The 17,298-nt window shown below is 68.7% G+C and carries 16 protein-coding genes; 12 read left to right on the forward strand and 4 right to left on the reverse strand.

Going from position 1 to position 17,298, the window contains the following annotated elements; translation table 11 throughout:
• Positions 1–4: 4 nt before the first annotated feature.
• Positions 5–457 (reverse strand): cupin domain-containing protein, encoded by a 453-nt coding sequence (locus tag ACIBL3_RS18730; protein ID WP_396354660.1) that lies wholly within the window; start codon positions 455–457, stop codon positions 5–7.
• Between the two features lie 129 nt (positions 458–586).
• On the opposite strand from ACIBL3_RS18730, the gene ACIBL3_RS18735 reads away from it, so the two are divergent.
• The 3 genes from ACIBL3_RS18735 to ACIBL3_RS18745 all read left to right on the forward strand — a co-directional run bounded on the left by ACIBL3_RS18735 (position 587) and on the right by ACIBL3_RS18745 (position 2,276).
• On the forward strand, positions 587–1,246 hold the full coding sequence (locus ACIBL3_RS18735; protein ID WP_396354661.1) for a winged helix-turn-helix transcriptional regulator: 660 nt from the start codon (positions 587–589) through the stop codon (positions 1,244–1,246).
• A gap of 101 nt (positions 1,247–1,347) precedes the next feature.
• Positions 1,348–1,485: a hypothetical protein gene (locus ACIBL3_RS18740; RefSeq protein ID WP_360530222.1), complete on the forward strand. Its 138-nt coding sequence runs from the start codon at positions 1,348–1,350 to the stop codon at positions 1,483–1,485.
• Positions 1,482–2,276: a hypothetical protein gene (locus ACIBL3_RS18745; protein ID WP_396354662.1), complete on the forward strand. Its 795-nt coding sequence runs from the start codon at positions 1,482–1,484 to the stop codon at positions 2,274–2,276. Before ACIBL3_RS18740 ends, ACIBL3_RS18745 begins: the two co-directional genes overlap by 4 nt.
• A gap of 57 nt (positions 2,277–2,333) precedes the next feature.
• Here ACIBL3_RS18745 and ACIBL3_RS18750 read toward each other — a convergent pair whose 3' ends face one another.
• Positions 2,334–3,173, reverse strand: coding sequence for an alpha/beta fold hydrolase (locus tag ACIBL3_RS18750; RefSeq protein ID WP_396354663.1), 840 nt, complete (start codon positions 3,171–3,173; stop codon positions 2,334–2,336).
• 127 nt (positions 3,174–3,300) lie between these two features.
• On the opposite strand from ACIBL3_RS18750, the gene ACIBL3_RS18755 reads away from it, so the two are divergent.
• From ACIBL3_RS18755 to ACIBL3_RS18790, 8 genes are all read left to right on the forward strand, one after another.
• Positions 3,301–6,030: an AAA family ATPase gene (locus tag ACIBL3_RS18755; protein ID WP_396354664.1), complete on the forward strand. Its 2,730-nt coding sequence runs from the start codon at positions 3,301–3,303 to the stop codon at positions 6,028–6,030.
• A gap of 91 nt (positions 6,031–6,121) precedes the next feature.
• A complete protein-coding gene (locus ACIBL3_RS18760) occupies positions 6,122–6,946 on the forward strand; it encodes an alpha/beta fold hydrolase (RefSeq protein WP_396354665.1) in 825 nt (274 codons plus the stop codon).
• 16 nt (positions 6,947–6,962) lie between these two features.
• Positions 6,963–7,796: an alpha/beta hydrolase gene (locus ACIBL3_RS18765; protein WP_396354666.1), complete on the forward strand. Its 834-nt coding sequence runs from the start codon at positions 6,963–6,965 to the stop codon at positions 7,794–7,796.
• A gap of 33 nt (positions 7,797–7,829) precedes the next feature.
• Positions 7,830–8,609, forward strand: a complete 780-nt coding sequence (locus ACIBL3_RS18770; protein ID WP_396354667.1) for an MBL fold metallo-hydrolase — start codon at positions 7,830–7,832, stop codon at positions 8,607–8,609.
• An 86-nt stretch (positions 8,610–8,695) separates the two neighbouring features.
• A complete protein-coding gene (locus tag ACIBL3_RS18775; RefSeq protein ID WP_396354668.1) occupies positions 8,696–10,273 on the forward strand; it encodes an amino acid adenylation domain-containing protein in 1,578 nt (525 codons plus the stop codon).
• Positions 10,266–13,685 (forward strand): amino acid adenylation domain-containing protein, encoded by a 3,420-nt coding sequence (locus tag ACIBL3_RS18780; protein ID WP_396354669.1) that lies wholly within the window; start codon positions 10,266–10,268, stop codon positions 13,683–13,685. Before ACIBL3_RS18775 ends, ACIBL3_RS18780 begins: the two co-directional genes overlap by 8 nt.
• Positions 13,682–14,920, forward strand: a complete 1,239-nt coding sequence (locus ACIBL3_RS18785) for a cytochrome P450 (protein WP_396354670.1) — start codon at positions 13,682–13,684, stop codon at positions 14,918–14,920. The genes ACIBL3_RS18780 and ACIBL3_RS18785 overlap by 4 nt, the downstream gene beginning before the upstream one ends.
• Positions 14,917–15,663: a thioesterase II family protein gene (locus ACIBL3_RS18790; RefSeq protein ID WP_396354671.1), complete on the forward strand. Its 747-nt coding sequence runs from the start codon at positions 14,917–14,919 to the stop codon at positions 15,661–15,663. Before ACIBL3_RS18785 ends, ACIBL3_RS18790 begins: the two co-directional genes overlap by 4 nt.
• Here the strand turns inward: ACIBL3_RS18790 and ACIBL3_RS18795 are convergent.
• Together ACIBL3_RS18795 and ACIBL3_RS18800 are read right to left on the reverse strand one after the other, a co-directional pair.
• Positions 15,641–16,429 (reverse strand): BTAD domain-containing putative transcriptional regulator, encoded by a 789-nt coding sequence (locus tag ACIBL3_RS18795; protein ID WP_396354672.1) that lies wholly within the window; start codon positions 16,427–16,429, stop codon positions 15,641–15,643. The genes ACIBL3_RS18790 and ACIBL3_RS18795 overlap by 23 nt on opposite strands.
• Before the next feature lie 197 nt (positions 16,430–16,626).
• Complete coding sequence (locus tag ACIBL3_RS18800) at positions 16,627–16,836, reverse strand: hypothetical protein (protein ID WP_396354673.1); 210 nt, start codon at positions 16,834–16,836, stop codon at positions 16,627–16,629.
• A gap of 224 nt (positions 16,837–17,060) precedes the next feature.
• On the opposite strand from ACIBL3_RS18800, the gene ACIBL3_RS18805 reads away from it, so the two are divergent.
• Positions 17,061–17,252, forward strand: a complete 192-nt coding sequence (locus ACIBL3_RS18805) for a hypothetical protein (protein WP_396354674.1) — start codon at positions 17,061–17,063, stop codon at positions 17,250–17,252.
• The last annotated feature ends 46 nt before the right edge of the window (positions 17,253–17,298 follow it).

Raw genomic sequence — 17,298 nt, forward strand, 5'->3', positions numbered from 1 at the left:
ACGGTCACGCGGGCGAGGTCGTCGGAATCGAGTCGTAGCGCGCCGAGACCGCCTTGCGGGCGACCGGGTCCGTGATCGCGTTGGGCGGAAGCTCACCGAGTTCGATGAACATCTCCTCGAGACCCCCGGGCACCATCAGGGTCAGGAACCGGCCGCCACCGGGCCCCGCGGTGATCGTGTGCGCGGTATCCCTCCCGACCAGGACGTAGGTCCCCGGCCCCGCGACGACGGCCTCGCCGCCGACGGTGAAGGTGAACTCGCCGTCCAGCACGAAGAACGACTCCTCGAAACCGCGATGCAGGTGCGGCACCGTCCAGGCACCCTCGGTCGTGCCTGCGAACTCCGTCAACGAGAACGCCGCACTGACCGTGCTGTCGGCCAGCACCCTCATCCGCGCCACCCCGAGGTCGACCGAACGCCCCTGGGCCGGCTGGACCACATGCGCACGACCTGTCATCGTCCCCACCACCCTTCGGCCGGACCGGCAAGACGCCGGCCCACTCCTTCACGGTCGGCTCATCGGGGCGCACTCGCAATATCAGATTCTGAAGTTGCCATCGGCCCTGGCGAGGACGACGCTGAAGGGGTGCGCGCGTACGGTCAGTTCTGCCCGATCGCCAGGAGTTCCGAACTACTGGCCGAGCGCTGGACGCCGATCATCGTGCGCAATCTGCTCAACGGCTGCCGGACGTTCAACGAGATCCGGCAGGGCGCGCCCGGAATCTCCACCGCCTTGCTGACCCAGCGCCTCGACCTGCTGGAGCGGCACGGCGTACTTCGTCGTACCGTCGAAGGGCGCGGGGTGACGTACGAGCTGACCGAGATGGGCCAGGCCCTCCGGGCGGTGCTCGACGCGATGGGTCAGTGGGGCGCCCACTGGCTGGAGATCGAGCCGCACCACCTGGACCCGGCGTACGTGCTCTGGGCCACCATGAAGCTGGTCGATCTGGACCGGATCCCGGAAGGTACGACAACGGTGCGGTTCGACCTGCGCGACCGGCCCGCGGACACCCACTGGATGATCCTGCGCCGGCCGCAGCCCGAGCTCTGCACGCGGCCCAGTGGGTACGACGAGGATCTGGTGTGCCGGAGTGATTCGGCGGCTCTGGTCGATCTGCATCTCAAGCGGCTGAGCTATCCCGCCGCGATCCGGACCGGCCGGGTCGAACTGATCGGGCCGCCCGGCCTGACCCGGCAGTTCCGGACCTGGTTCCGCACCAGCCCGTTCGCCGACTTCGCCCGGTAGTTCCTTAAGGACGGTTTAAGTCTGTCTGAAGGCCCCGGCGGATGCTGCCGGTGAGGCACCGGTCCGCGTGGGCCGGGCCTGGAACCGAGGGGGAGAGCACGATGGACGACGAGACGCCGGTCGAGACGGGCAACTACCCGCTGCCGGAGGACGGAGCGCAGGACCAGGTCGAGCAGACCCGGCTCCCGCAGTACGACGAGGACCTGGTGGACGGGGCGACGCTGGAGTCGGAGTCATGAGCGGCACGGTGCGGGACCTGCTCACCTGGGCGGCGGCGCAGGTGCGGACGATGGAGCAGCCGCTCGGATCGAACAAGAACCCGTACGCCGCCAAGGCCGGGCACGCGAACGGGCAGGCCTGGTGCGCGACGTTCCTGGTCGCGGGGTGGAAGGTCAACAAGGTGCCGCTGGTGCCGGGGACGAACAGCGCGTTCACCCCGACGATGCAGAACGGCTTCAAGAACGCGGGCCGGTTGTTCAACAGTCCGCGGGCCGGCGACGTCGGCTTCCTGTTCGACCGGGACCTGGGCCGGATCGCGCACGTCTTCTTCGTCGAGCGGGTCGAGGGCGACTTCGTGAAGACGATCGAGGGCAACACCAACCTGGACGGCAGCAGGACCGGTGTCGGGGTGTTCCGGCACAGCCGGCGCTGGGCCGGCGGCACCACGATGATCCGCGGCTTCGGCCGGCCGAACTACAAGGCCGTGGCAGCACGTGGCGGTGCCGGTAGTGCGGGACAGCCGACGGTGTCGGCGGCCGCGGTCGCGAGCGCTGCCCGCAAGGACGCGCCGGGTCCGCAAGGCGCGACCTCGCATCCGGCCGCGGTCCGGATCGTCGAGGCGGCGCTGGTGGCCGAGGGACTGCTGTCTCCGGCGTTCGCCAAGGACGGATCGTTCGGCACGGTGACCATCAAGGCCTACGCGCAGTGGCAGCGCAAGCTCGGCTTCACCGGCGCCGACGCCGACGGCATCCCCGGCAAGGAGTCACTGACCAAACTCGGCCTCCGCCACGGCTTCAAAGTCGTGGCCTGAGCACCACGAGGAGATCCCCGCGCAAGCTGGTCGGCCCGGCCTGCGCGGGGTTGGTGGCTATCCTCTGGCGGCGTCGCGAATGAGCTTCACCACCGCGTCGGGGTGGCTCATCATCGCGACGTGTGAGCTGTCGATCTGGACGACGGTCGATCCGGCCCGGGCCGCCATCGCCCGCTCCGCCTCGGGCGGGATGATGCGGTCCTGCTTGGCGACGAGGTACCAGCTCGGGATGGTCTTCCAGGCGGCCGGCCCCGAGGCCGTCACGAGCGCAGCCAGGGCGCCGGGACGCTGGGTTGCGGCCATGAATCGGGTCGTTGCCTCGGGCAGGTCCTGGGCGAAGAGTTCGTGGAAGTAGGCCGGGTCGATGTAGGCGTCGGCGTCGCCATTGGCCGCTCCAGGGAAGGGCCGGAGCACCAGGTGGTTGGTGACCTCGGTGTGCCCACCGCCCAAGGCGTTGGCAGCCGCGACGCTCTCGCCCTCGTCCGGGGCGTAGGCAGCGACGTACACGAGTGATTTGACGTTGGGGTTGCCGGTGGCGGCGTTCGTGATGACGGCGCCTCCGTAGGAGTGGCCGACCAGGACTGTGGGTCCGTCGATGGTCGCCAGGAAGTCGCGCAGGTAGGCGCCGTCGGCGACGGGTCCGCGCAGTGGGTTCGAGAACGCCAGCACCGGATAGCCGGCGTCGAGCAGGCGGCCGGTGACCGCGTTCCAGCCGCTGGAGTCGGCGAAGGCGCCGTGCACGAGAACGATGGTCGGCTTGGGCGTGCGCGCCTCCTGCTGGGCGGCGTACTGCTCCGAGCCTGTTGAGGCAGTGGCGTTCAGTAGGGATCCACTCAGCAGGGCCAGGCCTACGCCCAGCGCTGTGGCCAGCACGTGCAGACGGCGTGGTGCTTTCACGATGCTCTCCTTGGGTTCGGTGCCGGTCAACGCATCGTGGATCGGGCGGTTGCCGTTTCGGACCACGTAAGCCGCGTAGTGGTTATCTCTGGCGGGCTGTGGGGTGGCCCGTTTAGGGTCGGCAGCTATGGGAGTGGAGGGGGCGCTGCTCGGGCGGGATGCTGAACAGCGACAGGTTCGCAGTCTGCTTGCGCATGCCCGGAATGGGCGCGGTGGAGCGTTGTTCGTGTCTGGCGAGCCAGGCATCGGGAAGACGTCGCTGCTGGAGTCGGCCTTGGCGGGTGCCGGCGGTATGCGGCATTTGAAGGTTGACGGGTACGAGGCGGAGTCGACGATCCCGTTCGCCGCCGTACAGCGCCTGATGATTCCGCTGCGTGCCTACGTGCCCTCGCTTCCGGAACGGCACCAGCACGCGCTGCAGGTGGCTTCGGGGGGAGCGGATGGCCCGCCACCGGATCGGTTTCTGGTCGGGTTGGGCGTGCTCGGGATGCTCGCCGCCGCAGGCGAGGTCGAGCCGGTCGCGTGCGCGGTCGACGACGCGCACCTGCTGGATGCGGAGTCGTTGGACGTCCTGGCGTTCGTGGCCAGGCGACTGGAAGCGGAGTCGGCCGCGATCATCTTCGCCGGCCGGCACGATGCCAATCTCGCGGCGCAACTGGCGGGGGTGCCCGAGCTCGCTCTCGCCGGGCTCGCGCCCGAATCGGCGATCAGGCTGCTGAGGTCGTCGCTGCCCGAAGTCCTCGATCCGGCAGCGGCGGCGCAGATCGTCGCGGCCACGGGTGGCAATCCGCTCGCGCTGATCGACCTGGCCAGCGAGCTCAGCATCAAACAGTTGACCGAATCCAGCCTCGCCGCCGAACCGATCCCGGTCGGGCACCATCTGGAAGCGTTCTACCTGCGCCGCATCCGCCATCTGTCCGCTGATCTGCAGCACTGGTTGCTGATCGCGGCAGCCGACTCCACCGGCAATGTCGACCTCATCCGCGCCGCCGGACGAGAGCTCGACCTGCCCGACAGCGCGGCTGACGCGGCCGAGGCCGCCGGTCTGGTGGTCCTGTCGCCGTCAGCCCGGTTCCGGCATCCGCTGGTGCGATCGGCGGCGTACAACGCTGCCCAGGGAGGACAACGGCGGCGCGTCCACCGCGCACTCTCGACCGCGGCCGGTCAGCTGGGCCTGGTCGAACTCGAAGCCTGGCACGCCGCCAAGGCCACGCTCGGCACCGACCCCGCTGTGGCGGACCGACTGGAACGCGTCGCCGATCTGGCGGGACGACGCGGTGGTTTCTCGTCTCGCGCCCGGGTGCTGGCGCAGGCCTCCGCGCTGACGCCACAGGGAGGTCGCAAGTACGCCAGGCTGGTGGCTGCGGCCGAGGCTGCCTTGGCGGCCGGCGCCGGACAGCTGGCCAAGAGCTTGCTCGACGACGTCGACGAGGACGCCTTGGACCCGGTCTCGCGCGGCCGACTGATCTCAGCCCGCGCCAGCATTGCGATCTTCACGGCGGACCCGGCGCTGATGAACGGCGGGGCGAACATGCTGGCCGCTGCCGAGTTGTTCCGTGGTCACGACGCAGTACTGGAGCAGAACGCGCTGATCAAGGCGTTCGAGTACACGTTGCCGGCCGAACGCCTCGCGCGAGGCGCGACCCTCACCGAGCTCGGCGCCCGGATGCGCAAGGGCGCCGAGCTGGGCGACGGGATCGCCGCGACCATCCTGCGCGCCCTCAGCGCCCACATCCTGCTGCCTTACGCCGAGGCGGTCCCGGTCATGCGGGCTGCCGTGGACGCGATCGCCCAACTGGACCCGGAAGCGCTGTTGCAGTACGGGACCATCAGCGTCGCCCTCACCACCGCGCTGTGGGACACCACCGCGCGACGTGACTGCCTCGAGGCCACCGCCGAGGCTGCCCGCGACGCAGGCTCACTGCAACTGCTCGACAGCGTGCTCTGGATCATGTCCCTGGCCGAGCTGAAGGGCGGAACTCCACAACGGGCGAGCCAGTACATCGAGCAGGTGCGTGAGCTGCGCCGCGCCATCGGGTACGACGCCGAGCATGTGGTCAACGTGGCACTCCTGGCCTGGACCGGAGCACCCCGGCCCCAGATCGAGATGATCGCCGACGGCGCGAGCGCAATGGGCTTCGGCGGCGTACACGCCTCCGGCGTCGCAGCGCTCGCCGTCCGGGACCTTTCCGAAGGCCGGTACGGCGACGCGTACGCCCGACTGAAACCGCTCGCGGACGACCCGTTCCTGCAGGTCACGCCGCTGGAGATTCCCGATCTGGTCGAGGCTGCGGTCCGCAGCGGACACCTCGACGAGGCCACCGGGATGGTGCAGCACCTGGAGGAGCTGGCGCGGGTCAACGGGTCGCCCTGGACCGCCGGTCTTGCGCAGCGGTCGCGGGCACTCGTCGACGACATCGGGGCCGAGCCGCACTACCAAGCGGCCATCGCGACGCTCGCCCCGACCGACATCGAAGTCGACCTCGGACGAACCCATCTCCTGTACGGCGAATGGCTACGCCGGGCACGCCGTCGCCGCGACGCACGGGAACAACTGCGTCGGGCCGTCGAGATCTTCGAGCGTGCGGAGGCACCGGGATTCGCGCAACGCGCCCGAAACGAACTGGAAGCCATCGGAGAACACGCGCCCGCAGCCGGAGAACCCGGCCCGTTCGACCTCACCGCCCAGCAGCTGACCGTCGCGCGGCTGGCCGCAGCCGGCCACACCAACGCCGAGATCGGCGCCACCATGTTCCTCAGCGCCAACACCGTCGACTACCACCTGCGCAAGGTCTTCCAGAAGCTCGGAGTCTCCTCTCGCCGGCAGCTCGCCGACCGGATCAGCCCACCGTCCTGACGGCCCCGCAGTCAGGACTACGCGCTGCACGTGGTCCGCGCGCTTCCGAACCGGGACAGGCTCGGGGGAAACCGCACGCGAGGAGGAGCCGATGCCCTTCATCACCGCCGACGACGGCGCCGAGATCTTCTACAAGGACTGGGGCTCCGGCGGCTCGCCGGTCATCCTCAGCCACGGCTGGCCGCTGAACTCCGACGCCTGGGAAGCCGGTGCCCGCTTCCTCGCCGAGCACGGGCACCGCGCCATCGCCCACGACCGCCGCGGCCACGGGCGCTCGAGCCAGACCTGGAACGGCAACGAGATGGACACCTACGCCGACGACCTGGCCACCCTCATCGACGCCCTCGACCTCAACGACATCACTTTGGTCGGCCACTCCACCGGCGGCGGCGAGATCGTCCACTACATCGGCCGACACGGCAGCAGCCGGGTATCCCGGCTCGTCCTGGTGTCCGCCGTACCGCCGCTCATGCTGCGGACCGATGACAACCCCGAAGGACTCCCGATCGAGGTGTTCGACGAGATCCGCGCCGGGGAGGCCGCCGACCGGTCACAGCTGTACCGCGACCTCGCCGACGGCCCGTTCTTCGGGCACAACCGCAAGCAGGATGTCGACCGGGGGTTCCGGGACGCGTTCTGGCTGCAGAGCATGGCCTGCGGCCACCGCGGCGCCTACGAGTGCATCGCCGCCTTCTCGGCCACCGACTTTCGCCCGGACCTGGAGAAGGTCGACGTACCGACCCTGGTCATCCACGGTGACGACGACCAGATCGTGCCGTTCGAGGTCGGCGGCAAGCGGTCCGCCGAGCTGATCAAGGGCGCCGTACTGAAGGTCTACGAAGGCAGCGGCCACGCCCTGCCCGACACCGACCGCGACCGGCTGCACGCCGACCTGCTCGCGTTCATCGACGCCTGATCCGAAGGGGAACCTCATGACCGACACCCGCCGTCCCGACACCGTCGTCCTCGTGCACGGCCTGTGGATGACACCGCGCAGCTGGGAGAACTGGGTCCAGCACTACCAGGCGAAGGGCTTCACCGTCCTGACCCCCGGATACCCCGGGTTCGAGATCGAGGTCGAGGCCTTGCGGGAGAACCCGGACATCATCGCGAACCTGACCGTGCCCGAGACCCTCGACCACCTCGCCGACGTGATCGAGAAGGTCGAGACACCGCCGATCATCATGGGGCACTCCTTCGGCGGCACCCTCACCCAACTGCTGCTGGCCCGGGGCCTCGGCTCGGCCGGGGTTGTCGTCGACTCGGCCCCGACCGAGGGCGTGCGGGTGAACCCGATCTCCCAGGCCAAGTCGCTGTTCCCCGCGCTGAAGAACCCGGCCAACCGGCACCGGGCCGTGGGCTTCACCGCGAAGGAGTTCCACTACGCCTTCACCAACACCCTCAGCGAAGAGGAGTCCGCGGCGGTCTGGGAGCGGTACCACATTCCCGCGCCGGGCAACTGGGTGTGGGAGTTCGGCCTGTTCGCCAACTTCAAGCCCGGCCACCAGGACACCTGGCTCGACTACTCCGCCGACCGCGCTCCCCTGCTGTTCATCGCGGGCGAGAAGGACCACATCATGCCGCCGTCGGTGAACAGGTCGAACGCCGACCACTACAAGAAGTCCCCCGCTCTGACCGAGTACCACGAGTTCGCGGGCCGCGACCATTGGACCTGCGCCGCGCCCGGCTGGGAGGCTGTGGCCGACTACGCGCTCGACTGGGCACTCGACCACGCACAAGCGCCGTACCGCACCACCGACTCCTGACCGGCAAGCGGCACAAAGACGGGCGGTCCGTCCATGATTCGGATGACGCACCTGGGCGGACCCACCGTCCTCCTCGAGCTGGGCGGGTGGCGGATCCTCACCGACCCCACCTTCGACCCACCAGGACGCAAGTACCACTTCGGCTGGGGCACCTCCTCGGTCAAAACCGCAGGCCCCGCACTCCAGCCGGATGAGATCGGACCGGTCGACGTCGTGCTGCTGAGCCACGACCACCATGCCGACAACCTCGACGACCGCGGCCGCGGCCTGCTCCCCGCTGCCGGCACCGTCCTGACCACCCCTGCGGGTGCCCGGCGGCTCGCCGCGCCCAACGTCCGTGGTCTGTCCGCCGGCGAGACCACGTCGCTGGAAGCGCCCGGGAAAGAACGCCTCTCGATCCGGGGCACGCCCTGCCGCCACGGCCCACCTCTGAGCAGACCCGTGGCGGGACCAGTCATCGGATTCGCCCTGACGCTGGGACACGCCGCCGCCGTGTCGGTGTGGATGACCGGCGACACAGTCCTGCATCGACCAGTACGCCGACTCGCCCGGGAACTCGACGTGGACGTGCTGCTCATGCACTTGGGCAACGTCAGATTTCCCGTCACCGGTCCCCTGCGGTACTCGATGAACAGCCGCGACGCGATCTCGCTGATGCGACTCGTTCGGCCGAGGTTGGCGGTGCCGGTTCACTACGACGGTTGGTCACACTTCAGCGAACCGACGGACCACCTTCGCACCACACTCGACCGCGCTGCGGGCGTCCCGGACATCGTCAGATGGCTCGAGCCCGGCCGCCCAACCGACCTGTAATCTGGCCGGTGGCGGGTTTTCGTCACGCCGGATCGTGCCAGGGCTGAGGTGGGGCTCTGGGCGTTGCCGAGGGTCACTATCGGGCCATGGAGTTCGTGACTTGCTCGGCTGAGGCGTTGGCCATCCATCGGAAGATCAACCGGACGACGACGCCCTATCCGCGCTACAGCAGCATGCAGGAGCGCTTCGAGCACTGGGCGGCCCGGCGGCCCGACGCACCCGCCGTCGTCCAGGGTGATCGTGAAGTCAGCTACCAGGAGTTGAATCGGCTGGCCAACGGGCTCGTCGGCGTCCTGCGTGCCGAGGGTGTCGGGCCGGGGGCGTGCGTCGGGGTGTGCGTGCCTCGTTCGCCCGAGATGCTGGTGGCGCTGCTGGGCATCCTGAAGTGCGGGGCGACGTTCGTACCGCTGGACCGCGACTGGCCGGACGAACGTTTTCGCCACGTCGTCGCCGATGCCGGGTGCAGGTGGGTGCTCAGCGACCAGCCTGAGCAACTCGCCGGCCGGCTCGACGGTGCCGGGTCCCGCCTGCTGCCGCTCGACGGACGGACGCTGACGGCCTGCGACGCCAATCCGCCGTGCGCCTCGACCGCCGAGAGCATCGCGTGCGTCTACTACACCTCAGGTACGACGGGCCTCCCCAAGGGCGTGCCGATCCTGCATCGAGGGATCAACCGGACGGTGTACTTCACCGCCTTCGGGCCGGTGGACAAACGCAGCCGCATCCTCCAGTTGGGGGCCCTCACGTTCGACATGGCGACCTCCGAGATCTGGGGCGCGCTGCTCAGTGGTGGGACCTCGGTGCTGTATCCCCAGGAGCCTGTCCGCCTGTCCCGATTGGGCGAGGTCATCCGGACGGGGCGCGTCAACCTCGTAGCCCTCCCGACGTCCTTGTTCAACCTGATCGTCGACGAGGCGCCCGACGTACTCGATCCCGTCGCGACGATGACCGTTGGTGGCGAGGCGCAATCGCATCGGCATATGGCCAAAGCGCTGCGCGCGTACGGGCCGGGACGTGTGTTCAACCTGTACGGGCCCACCGAGTCCACGTGCGTGGCGACGTGTTATCCGGTCGACAGCCTGCCTAGCGACGACATGCCGTTTCCGATCGGCCGTCCATTGCAGAACACTCGCCTCTACGTGCTGTCCGACGGTACACGGAGGCTGTGCGAGCCGGGCGAGACCGGAGAGCTGTGCTTGGCCGGAGACGGTCTGGCTGCCGGGTATCTGGGGCTGCCGGAGCTCACGAGGGAGCAGTTCATCCATCGCGACATCGCCGGCGTACGCGAGCGCCTCTACCGCACCGGCGACCGCGGCTACCTGTTGTCCAGTGGCGATGTGGTTTTCACCGGACGGTACGACGAGCAGGTCAAGGTCAACGGGTTCCGGGTCGAGCTCGGGGAGGTCAGGCACCACCTCGGCGGCCATCCGGCGGTGAAGCGGTGCTTCGTGACGGTGAGCGAGGGTGACGGTCCCCGATCGCTGGTGGCCTTCGTGATTCCGCACACCGTGGACATCACCGAGGACGACCTTCGCGAGCACCTGGTGACGACGCTGCCCCGCTACATGGTCCCGGCGCGGATCCATGTCCGCGATGACCTCCCGCTGACGTCCCACGGCAAGGTCGACCGACAGGCCCTGCAAGGAGTGCTTCCCCATGCGTGATGTGACCGACCTGACCGCCACCGAGGCAGCCCTCGCCGAGATGTGGCAGGACCTGCTCGACCATTCCGGTGTCCTCGCCTCCGACGACTTCTTCAAGCTCGGTGGTACTTCGCTCACCGCCATCAGACTGCTGCACCGCCTGGAGCTGGCATTCGGTTCGCCGATCCTTTCCCTCGAGATGCTCAACAGCAACCCCGAACTGGCAGCCATGGCGAAGGCGGTCGACGAGGCCGTGCAGAGGCCGGCCGACACGCCCGTTTCTGTGCAAGAGGTCGACGTTCACGCCCCCTTCGCGCTGACGCCGACTCAGCAGGCGTACTGGGTCGGCAGGGCGGACGATCAGCCGCTGGGCGGAGTCGGCTCTCACGTCTACTTCGAATTCGATGCCCACGGCATCGATCCGGACCGGCTGGAAGCGGCCGTACGCACTGTGCTGAGCAGGCACGGCATGCTTCGGGCGCGGTTTCTGCCGGATGGTCGGCAGCAGATCATGCCCGAATCCCCGTGGTCGAAGCTGGCGGTGCACGACCTGCGAGGTCACGACGCGGCGAAGGTCGAGTCCGGCCTGGCCGAGATCCGTGAGACGTTGTCGCACCGCCGCCTGGACGTCGAGCGCGGTGAGGTCTTCGACCTCCAACTCACGCTCGCCGACGGCGGATTCTCCAGGATCCACTGCGAGTTCGACCTCCTGGTCGCGGACGGGCGGAGCGTCCAGGTGATCCTGGACGACGTCAGTCACCTCTACAGCGACCCTGAGCAAACTCTTCCACCGGTCGGCTACGAGTTCCCGCAGTACCTCGCGGACCGGCGCGTCCGGATGGCCGCCGAGCGGCGGGTCGACGAGGAGTACTGGCGCAATCTGCTGCCTGACTTGCCCGGACCGCCTGACATCCCACTGGCCAAGGCACCCGAGCACATCCACCGCCCTCGGTTCAGCCGGCGGTCCCACGCGATGTCACCGGCGGACTGGCAGCGTTTCGTGGCTCGCGCCCGATCGCACGGCGTGACGCCGGCCGTGGCTCTGGCCACGGCCTACGCCGAGGTGCTCGGCCGGTGGAGCAACGAGCCGCGGTTCCTGCTCAACCTGCCCCACTTCGGCCGGCGCATCACCCACCCGGCGGTGCCGAACATGGTCGGCGACTTCTCCAACATCGTGCTGCTTCCCATCGACCTGTCCGCCGAGTCGACGTTCGCCGACCGGGCGCTCGGGGTTCAGCGCAGCCTGCGGGCCAATGAAGCGCATGAGGAGTACTACGGGGTCGAGGTGCTGCGCGACCTCGCCCACCGCAACTCCGTCTACGGGAACCCGGCGCCGATCATCTTCTCCTACAACGTGTTCGACGCGTTCGGCAGCGACATGGTGACCGACCACTTCCGCACGTACTTCGGCGATCTCGGCTACATGATCACCCAGACACCACAGGTGTGGCTGGATCACCAGGTCTTCTCCCACGAGGATCGCGTCGACCTGGTGTGGGACGCGGTCGACGGTCTGTTCGAGGCCGGCATCGTCGACGACGCGTTCGCCGCCTACACCCGGCTGGTGAGCGACCTGGCGGCCGACGAGGCGGCATGGTCCCGAGCGGTGGACATCCCACTGCCGGAACATCAGCGGGTACGGCGGGAAGCGGTCAACGCCAACGCCGTACCCCGGACCGAGACCCTGCTCCACGAACGGTTCTTCGACCGTGCCACCGAGCATCCCGAACGGACCGCGCTGTACCGGCACGGTGGGGAGAACGTGTCGTACGGGCAGCTTGCGGATTCCGCGTTGCGGATCGCCGCGTCGCTGTCCCGGCTCGGTGTCGGCTCATCGGAGGTCGTCGCGGTCGTGATGCCCAAGGGTGGGGATGACATCGCGACCGTCCTGGGCATCCTGGCTGCGGGGGCGGCGTACGTCTCGGTAGGGGCCGACTCCCCGCCGGAGCGGCAACGGCAGATCCTGGAACGTGCGGGCGTCCGCTTCGCGGTTGCCGCCGACGAAGAGATACCAGACTGGCAGGGCAAGGTTCGGGTGCTTGGCTTCGCCGAAGCCGTGAGTGCCGACCCGTTGCGCCAGCCGGTTCGCCGTACCCCGGACGGTCTTGCGTACCTGATCTTCACGTCCGGCTCGACTGGCCGCCCGAAAGGGGTCGAGGTCTCGCATCGAGCCGCGGTCAACACGATCGACTGGGTCAACGAGCGCTACGGCGTCGGCGAGGGCGACCGGGCGCTGGCGCTGACCGCGCTGGACTTCGACCTCTCCGTCTACGACACCTTCGGTCCGCTCTCCGTGGGCGGCGCCCTGGTGCTCGTGAACGACGAGCAGCGCCGGACCGTCGACGCCTGGTGGGAGCTGATCCACGACTACCAGGTCACCATCTGGAACTCCGTGCCCTCGTCGATGAATGCACTCCTGTCACCGTCACGCGACCTGCCCACGAGTCTGCGACTGGCCCTGCTGTCCGGCGACTGGATTCCCGTAGACCTGGCCGCACGGCTCGCAGCGTCGAGGTGCCGGCTGATCGCCTTGGGAGGCCCGACCGAGACGGCCATCTGGTCGAACGCGTTCGAGGTCGACACCGTAGAGGCGGACTGGACCTCGATCCCGTACGGGTACCCGTTGAGCAACCAGCGTCACCGAGTGGTGGACGCTCGCGGCAGGGACTGTCCCGACTGGCTGGCCGGTGAACTCTGGGTCGGTGGCGTCTGCGTGGCCGACGGCTACCGCGGTGATCCGGACCTGACCGCCGAACGGTTCGTCTGGTACGACGGGCAGCGCTGGTACAAGACCGGCGACCTCGTGCGCTACCGGCCGGGCGGCGTACTGGAAATCCTCGGTCGCACCGACTTCCAGGTGAAGATCAACGGCTTCCGGATCGAGCTGGGCGAGATCGACGCCGCGCTGCACGACCACCCGGCGATCGACCGGAGTACGACGGTGGCGACCGGAGCACGGGGTGGGAAACGACTCGTCTGCTTCGTGATCCCGGCGTACGAGACCGTCGATCTCGACGCGTTGCGGTCGTACCTCGGGGACCGGCTGCCGATCTACGCGATCCCGAGTCAGTTCTTCGTCATCGACGAGCTGCCGCTCACCGGCAACGGCAAGGTCGACCGCCTGACCTTGGCGGGCTGGGCGTCAGAACCAGCCGCGACGAGTCCGATCTCCGACGAGCCCCCGAGAGCCGGTCTGGAGGAGACCATCGCCCGGCAGTGGGAGCTCGTGCTGGGCACACCGGTTGATCGGCGGTCCGACAACTTCTTCACGCTCGGCGGCAACAGCCTGCTCGCAGCAAAGGCGACCCAGTCGCTGCTCGACAACCTGCACGTCCGCGTCAGCCTGCGCACGCTGTACTCGGCACCGACACTGGGCGCCTTGGCCGCGTTGGTCGCCGACGAGCGCCACGGTGGAAGGGATGTGTCGCCATGACGTCCGACTGCCATGACGCGCTGAAACTCCTCGGCACGGAGCAAGGTCGTCGCGATCCGTACCCGCTCTACGACCGCCTCCGCGCGCACCCACCGGTGTACGACGACCGGCACCAGGCAACCGTCGTCGTCCGGTACGCCGACTGCGCCCAGGCGTTGTCCGGCCGCGGGTTCGGCCGCCCGGACGCAGCGTGGGTGAAACGCCGCATCCCCACCTGGGAGCACCATCCCGCGGTCCGATGCCTGATGCGGACGATGCAGTTCGGCGACGTGGAGTCCCACCCGCGACGCCGTGGAGTGGTCAACAGGTTCTTCACGAAACGACGGATCGCGTCGCACATCGCCGCGGAGTCGGCGACCGTGGACGCCCTGATCGACGATCTGGTGGCGCGGATCGCGACACGTGGCGAGGCAGATGTGCAAGAGGTGCTGTCGTACCGGCTGCCCAGCATCAGCATCGCCCGGGTGCTGGGGCTTCCCGAGCACGAGATCGCCGGCTTCCGGTCGCATTCGCTCACCCTCGCCAACCTGCTGGAGCCGCAACTGTCCGAACAGGACCTCTACGCGGCAGATCTGAGCTTCCACGACTTGCTGGAGTACTTCGAGCACGTCATCGAGGCGTGCCGCCGCCGTCCTGGCGAGAATCTCGCCTCGCACCTGGTGCGGGTCCACGACACCACTCCGGAGATCCTCTCCAGGGACGAACTCACCTCGATGTTCACCTCCATCTTCGTCGCGGGGACGATGAACACCAGCAACTTCATCGGCAACGGAGTCGCCGCGCTGCTGGACTCTCCCGGCACCGTCGCCCGGCTGCGCGCGGATCCCGGCCTCGTCCGGACCGCGATGACCGAGATCCTCCGGTACGACGCCCCGATGCAGGTCACCCGGCGGATCACCGTGGACACCGTGGAGCTGGGCGGTACAACGCTCCCCGCGGGCGCGGAACTCGCCGTCGTCCTCGGTTCTGCCAACCGCGATCCGAGCGTGTACGCCGCCCCGGACACCTTCCTGGTCGGAAGATCCGGTCCACCGCCCCTCAGCTTCGGGGGTGGGCCTTTCTACTGCATCGGCGCGGCCATGGCCCAGGAGGAGGGCGCCCTCATCTTCACCAAGCTCGTGTCCCGGCTACCCGAGCTCCGCGCCGCCGGGTCCGCGGAGCACAACCTTCGTTCAGTGCTGCGGGGCTTCCTGCACCTCCCCGTCACTGCGACGGTCGATTTGGAGTCATCATGACCACCGCACCCCCCTGGCGGCAGAACCTGCGGCTGCTGGCCACGCATCCGGACGTCCACGCAAGAATCGTCTGCATCCCGCCCGCCGGCGGGGGCGCGAGCTTCTTCCATCCGTGGGCGGCCGACCTCCCGCCGGGATTCGAGCTGTGGGCGGTCCAGCTCCCCGGGCGGGAGGACCGGCTGGGAGATCCCCCGCTCAGCGACCTTCTCCTGGCCGCCCGTCGGGTGGCAGCAGCTCTGCAGTGGCTCGTCGACCGCCCGTACGTGCTCTTCGGACACAGCATGGGTGCTCTTGTCGGCTACGAAGCGGCCCGGATCCTGGCAACCCAGCGCGTCCCCGGGCCCAGGCACCTGTTCGCCTCCGGGTGCACACCCCCCGATCGTCACGTCCCGAACGACGAGCCACTCAGCAGTCCTCAGCAAGTGATCGACGAGCTGCGCCGGATCGGCTTCTCCTCGGATGCGCTCGACGACCCCGAGACCCGGGCCGTCGTCATCCCCGCGATCCAGCACGACCTACGCATGTTCTACTCGTACGCTCACCGGCCCGGACAGCAACTCACCTGCCCGATCACCGTCCTGGTGGGCGGCGAAGACCCCCACGTACCGGCCGCGGACTCACCTGGCTGGAGCCGGCACACCACCGCGCCCGTGCGAACCGGCGTCCTGCCGGGCGATCACTACTACCTCCTCGACAGCCACCCGGAAATCATCGCCCGCATCAGCTCATCGCTGACCGGGTGACCTGGTCGAGGGTCCTGCCGCCGGCCCGATACGGCTCGATCAGGGCTTTGAAGAGGTCGCTGGGTGGGAGGCCGAGCTCCTGGTCGAGCATGCCCCGGAAGTAGTCGTACTGGCGGACGGCTTCGACGATGTCACCGTCGTCGAGGTGCGTCTGCACGATCACGCGATGGGCACTCTCGTGGAGTGGTTCGATGGCGGTCGCGGCGCGGGCGGCCTGCAGGGCCTCGTGGCTGCGGCGTTGGCGTCGGCGGTGGTTGGCGAGTGCGTCGAGCGCGCCGAGGCGGAGGTACTGCAGCTTTTCGCGGGCCGCGAGCACCCAGTCGTCGTACCAGCCGGGCAGCAGTTCAGCAGAGTGCAGTACGGCGTTCGCGGCCGCTTCGACCGCTTCTTCGGTGTTGTCCAGAGCGTGGATCAGGACTTCGGCGCCGACTTGGAGGTCGTGCACGTCGACTGCGACCTCTGGCGACAGTGCAAGAGAGGAGTCGTCCACCTCAAGCAGGGGCGGGGCGCCGGCGTGCCGGTGGCGCAGCCTCCACAGAACCGCGCGCAGCCGTGCGGCCGCGACCTCGTCGGTGCAGTCGGGCCACAGGATGGCGGCGGCATGGGTGCGGGCGCATCGGTGCTGCAGGGCCAGCAGGGCGATGAGATGTTGGGGACCGGACGGCAGCTTCACGACCTCGACCGCATCCGGCCGCCCATCCACAGCTGTCAGGAACCAGTCGCCCAGGAGCTGCAACTGCACGGCTGATTCAACGAACGTCCGCACCGCCCGACCTCCCCTCGTCGAGGTGGCTGCGGTGCTCGCCTCCTTCGGCGTTGGAATCTCCCGCTGTGCGTGACAGCTACGACACCAAGTGCCACCGCCCCCTCTAGCACCATTGGGCAGCGAGCGCCGGATGTCAACACGGCATGCCGATCGGCGTCTCCGCGCTGACCGCGGGCCGACGTACCGGCGTTCCGTCGTCAGCCTCGGCGGGACTGCTCGATAAAACGTTCGAGCCAGGCCCGCACCTCCTGGTAGACGTCATCGGGCGAGGCCACGACGACGCTCGTCTGCTCATCTCGGGCCAGATCGGCCTGGCGGGTGATCCGGGCTCGGATCCCGCTGTCCGCCAGGTCGCGCCAGACCCTGATCACCAACGCCGCCGCCTCGGGCGGTACCTGATCGGTCATCATCCACTCCCCCGTGAGCCGGCCGAACCGTTGCCCCGGGCCCGCGGTCGCGGGCAACTGGCAAACCCACTTGAGGCAACGATCCACGATGACAGCCCCGTCCGTCGACCTCGGGAATTCTGGCAACGCTGTGACAACGCCTGGACAACACTGTGACAACACCGTGAGGGCGAGCGCCGGGATGCACTGATCGTGAGCACCCGATACGGCGGAGGAGGTGACTCATGAACGACAAGCTGACGAGTGTGGAGCTCGACCTGGAGGAGGTCCAGGTTCTTCCGGAGCGCGAGGCACTGGGTTCGTACAACTGGGCGAACATCTACGCCTCCAACACAGCGGTGGCGCTGAACGCGGCATCGCACTTCTCCGTGGCCAAGGCCGCGGCGCTGCAGTCGATCTACGTCAACCAGGGCTGACGGGTTGGCAGGGCGTGGGCGGTGGCTGCACCCGCCGCTCACGCCT

It is taken from the genome of Kribbella sp. NPDC050124, from assembly GCF_044460355.1.
Taxonomy (GTDB): Bacteria; Actinomycetota; Actinomycetes; order Propionibacteriales; family Kribbellaceae; genus Kribbella.

What these genes read in the sequence shown, in the direction of transcription:
- ACIBL3_RS18730 (WP_396354660.1), bottom strand. Translation starts at nt 457, where the DNA reads ATGACAGGTCGTGCGCATGTGGTCCAGCCGGCCCAGGGGCGTTCGGTC.
- ACIBL3_RS18740 (WP_360530222.1), top strand. Translation starts at nt 1,348, where the DNA reads ATGGACGACGAGACGCCGGTCGAGACGGGCAACTACCCGCTGCCGGAG.
- ACIBL3_RS18745 (WP_396354662.1), top strand. Translation starts at nt 1,482, where the DNA reads ATGAGCGGCACGGTGCGGGACCTGCTCACCTGGGCGGCGGCGCAGGTG.
- ACIBL3_RS18755 (WP_396354664.1), top strand. Translation starts at nt 3,301, where the DNA reads ATGGGAGTGGAGGGGGCGCTGCTCGGGCGGGATGCTGAACAGCGACAG.
- ACIBL3_RS18760 (WP_396354665.1), top strand. Translation starts at nt 6,122, where the DNA reads ATGCCCTTCATCACCGCCGACGACGGCGCCGAGATCTTCTACAAGGAC.
- ACIBL3_RS18765 (WP_396354666.1), top strand. Translation starts at nt 6,963, where the DNA reads ATGACCGACACCCGCCGTCCCGACACCGTCGTCCTCGTGCACGGCCTG.
- ACIBL3_RS18770 (WP_396354667.1), top strand. Translation starts at nt 7,830, where the DNA reads ATGATTCGGATGACGCACCTGGGCGGACCCACCGTCCTCCTCGAGCTG.
- ACIBL3_RS18775 (WP_396354668.1), top strand. Translation starts at nt 8,696, where the DNA reads ATGGAGTTCGTGACTTGCTCGGCTGAGGCGTTGGCCATCCATCGGAAG.
- ACIBL3_RS18780 (WP_396354669.1), top strand. Translation starts at nt 10,266, where the DNA reads ATGCGTGATGTGACCGACCTGACCGCCACCGAGGCAGCCCTCGCCGAG.
- ACIBL3_RS18785 (WP_396354670.1), top strand. Translation starts at nt 13,682, where the DNA reads ATGACGTCCGACTGCCATGACGCGCTGAAACTCCTCGGCACGGAGCAA.
- ACIBL3_RS18790 (WP_396354671.1), top strand. Translation starts at nt 14,917, where the DNA reads ATGACCACCGCACCCCCCTGGCGGCAGAACCTGCGGCTGCTGGCCACG.
- ACIBL3_RS18800 (WP_396354673.1), bottom strand. Translation starts at nt 16,836, where the DNA reads ATGACCGATCAGGTACCGCCCGAGGCGGCGGCGTTGGTGATCAGGGTC.
- ACIBL3_RS18805 (WP_396354674.1), top strand. Translation starts at nt 17,061, where the DNA reads ATGAACGACAAGCTGACGAGTGTGGAGCTCGACCTGGAGGAGGTCCAG.